We start from the raw sequence: 3,485 nt of genomic DNA on the forward strand, positions 1-3,485 counted from the left end.
TACAGAACATGCGGAAACTAGCAACGGCTAATCCTTCGGAACGGCGAAACACTAGTCCGGTTTCTGGTTCATGATACTGCCAATTGCTGGCAGCTCCAGCATCGAGCAGGACGCTAATGATGACTAAGTCGAATTTGGTTTGGGCTTTTTGGAGTGGAGTGAATCCTGCCAATTTCTGGTCTAGTTCCCGAAGACGAGGGACATTTCCTACCTCAAAATGCCGCCAGCGACTATGAAATGGAATCTGGAAATCGGGGTAGTGCTGGTGCATTACCTCGATGACATAGTTAGCTACTTGCTCTAGCTTGGTTAAATTGCAGCGAAAGTACTGCAACTGGTCAGCACTAGCTAAGGTGAAAATGCGATCGCATCTCTCCCGAATTGCCAATGGGGTTCTTAAGTAAGCGATTAACTGCTGTTGTGCATTATCCACAGGTGACATAGGCAACAGGAAATTACGGAATAGGCAATTCGGGGTTAACTAAGCACTATTGACTATTGACTATTGACTATTGTGACTATTGACGATAAATACTAATCGGCTAAACCGCGCCCTTGAATTTCAGCTAATGCGATCGCATCTTGTTCAGTTGTATTTTCAGTGTAATAACCAGCAGCTTTTTTGGCAGCGATTTCTACTTGGGCATCAGCGGGAATTAAATGTTCTGGAATGGGAATGCGCTGAATAATCTCAATACCGGATTCAACGATAGCGTTATATTTCATATCGCTCATGGAGACAAAACGGTCAATTCGTTTAATTCCCAGCCAATTGAGCACATCAGGCATTAGTTCTTGGAAGCGCATATCTTGAACCCCAGCGACACACTCTGTACGGTTGAAGTAGGCATTAGCGCTATCACCTCCTTGCTGACGTTTCCGGGCATTATACACTAGAAACTTAGTTACTTCACCTAAGGCGCGACCTTCTTTACGGAAATAAACAATGACACCTGCACCTCCAGCTTGGGCTGTTTGGACACAGACTTCTAGACCATGGACTAGATACGGACGACAGGTGCAGATGTCGGAACCGAAAACATCAGAACCATTACATTCATCATGAACTCGTACAGCCAGCAGTCGATTGGGTTCAGTAATGGCTGCTACATCACCAATTAAATAAACAGTGATACCACCAATCGGGGGTAAGAATACCGTTAAATCGGGGCGAGTGATCAGTTCTGGGAACATGCCACCGGTTTGCTGGAATAGAGCACGGCGCAGGTAACTTTCCTGAATGTCCAATCGCTGGGCAATTCCCGGTAGATACCAAACCGGGTCAATTGCTACTTTAGTGACTACTAAACTACCATCGTTTTTAATAATTTTGCCATCAATTGCTAAACGCTTTTTATCTACAGCATCCTGTAGTTCTGGCATATTAATATGAGCTTTGGTGATGGCAATCGTGGGTCTAATGTCATATCCCTGCTGATATAAATCGCTATAAACCTCACCTACCATCGCCCCAAAGGGGTCGAGAGAGACAATCAAATTAGGGTCAGTCCAACTGGGATGAGGACCAATGGGAACGATGGGAGCAGTGTTGGTGAGATCCGGGCGGTGATTGGGCTCGAGTGTGCCACTGGCTACGGCTAAAGCTCGATACACTGAATAGGAGCCTGAGTGAGTACCAATAACATTGCGATGAGCTGAGTTAACTAAGGTACCGACAATAGGTCCTCGTTTGAGGGGGTCACTTTCTCCCCAGTTAATTGCTGGAGAATTGCATCTAGAAGAGTTAGGATGGGAGGTTAAAACAATATGCTTGGGTTTGGTTATAGTTTTTGAATCTTCCATTATAGTTAATCTGTAGAATGCACCAACGAGTGTCTAGGTCTTAGTATCTAAGACTTGGTTAATAGGGATAAACTACTATAGTAACAATTTATAACAGGACTATCAGTAGTTTCTATTACTATTGCTATAGTGGGCAAGAATTATGCAACCAGTGCCTTGATCTGTAACATACAAAAAACCACATTATGCCACCATGACTCCAACCTAAATTGCTCACAATCTAGTCTCACAAGCTAGTTATAACAAGGGGTTTCGTATTTTTGGATTTATTATATTTTTAGCGTCCGCGCTCTTAACTTAGGGGCATTAATATTATGTATCTATGAAAAAAAATCGCCTTCTATGTTTTATTTTATCACTATTATTGGTCATCTTTGCTGTTGGCAGGATTTCTTCTGCCCAGATAACCGATCCCATTCCCGAGCAAATTAAAAAGTCAGAACTCTCTGTGGGATTGGAAGAAGTTGTTCAAATTCCCAATAGTGGAACTGGAAGAAACAAAGCTGCTCGCTTGAACCTGCTTACCCATGCAGGAGATGGTAGCGGACGATTATTTGTTAACGATATGCGTGGCAAGTTGTATGTCATTGTTGACGGCACTGCTACTGTTTATATGAATCTGAAAAAATTAATTTGTGCAGACTTTACTTATGAAACTCCTCAACAGGGCTTCGCTTATTTTGCTTTTCATCCAGAATTTGCTCAGAATGGAATTTTTTATACTGTAACTAGCGAAGTTAAAACTGGCAGTACTCCTGACTTCCCCGTTACCAAACCAATTATTGACAGTAACAAGAAGATTATCGAAAGTGCCCACCACGATGTAATTCGCGAGTGGAAGGCAACAAACCCTTCTAGCAATACTTTTGTCGGAACATCCCGTGAGATTTTGCGCATTGAAGAGCCTTACCCAGATCATAATGTTGGACAATTGGGCTTTAATCCCAATGCTAAACCAGGGGATGATGATTATGGCTTGCTCTACATTGCTGTAGCTGATGGCGGTAGTGATGGCTACCCTGTTAGCGATACCGAAGCTCACGGACGTTGGGTCTTTTTGGCATGGTCTCGGTGGGTTTTTCGGTGGCCGCTCATCAGGATTCACCATGGCTCAATTACTTGTCTGTTCTGAGTTTCACACGACTTGAACCCTGAGGCAATCCCCCCTCTTGACAAAAGGCTTTTTCTCTTAACTTGTCACCAATGACCGGGGGCTTTCTTCTCGCAAATCTTTCCAATGCTAGCGCTTCCCCTTTCTCTAGAAATCCCTGGCGGATTCGACCCACTGTGTTGCGATGCCGATTCAGAGCTTGAGGGATTTCGTTATCTGTCCATGAACTCGATTGCCAGCTCTCCTTCATCGGACATCAAAAAGATTTGTGCATGAAGGATTTTTTGGGCTGGTGCCTGTCCATCATTCAACTCCAAGGGGACTCCCGTTATACCCGCGCATGTTAGCGGGAGGGGAATTGGAGACTGGATCTGTTGCGCTTTTTGATAATCTATGCTAGGATTATCGTATATTAATGTACCTTTTAGGTGCCGGTCGGCAAGCTGAAAAGCCTCTGCTAGAAGGATAAACCAATAAAAACCTTGAAAAAGTAAGCCCAATGATTTGAACGGAGGGTGTAGAGGCTTTTTGGCTCAGCCGTTAAGGGTTTTCTACTCTTAAGAATCCCTCA

3 protein-coding genes and 1 pseudogene are annotated in these 3,485 nt (G+C 43.9%); 1 reads left to right on the forward strand and 3 read right to left on the reverse strand.

The features are described from left to right. On the reverse strand, positions 1-442 hold a 442-nt coding region (locus F6K20_RS29690; protein WP_287297088.1), incomplete at its 3' end, for a DUF1688 family protein. Between the two features lie 92 nt (positions 443-534). Beyond that, entirely contained in the window at positions 535-1,803 is a 1,269-nt protein-coding gene (locus tag F6K20_RS29695) for a GTP cyclohydrolase II (protein ID WP_287297090.1), read from the reverse strand. 322 nt (positions 1,804-2,125) lie between these two features. On the opposite strand from F6K20_RS29695, the gene F6K20_RS29700 reads away from it, so the two are divergent. Further along, positions 2,126-2,935 carry a PQQ-dependent sugar dehydrogenase family protein gene (locus tag F6K20_RS29700; protein WP_008189274.1) on the forward strand — a complete coding sequence of 270 codons (810 nt, stop codon included), beginning with the start codon at positions 2,126-2,128 and terminating at the stop codon, positions 2,933-2,935. A 76-nt stretch (positions 2,936-3,011) separates the two neighbouring features. On the opposite strand, the pseudogene F6K20_RS29705 reads toward F6K20_RS29700, so the two are convergent. Continuing rightward, positions 3,012-3,219 (reverse strand): annotated as a pseudogene (locus F6K20_RS29705) (helix-turn-helix domain-containing protein); the annotation flags it as partial. Positions 3,220-3,485 lie beyond the last annotated feature (266 nt).

Source organism: Moorena sp. SIO2C4, from assembly GCF_010672485.1.
GTDB classification, from domain to species: Bacteria; Cyanobacteriota; Cyanobacteriia; order Cyanobacteriales; family Coleofasciculaceae; genus Moorena; species Moorena producens.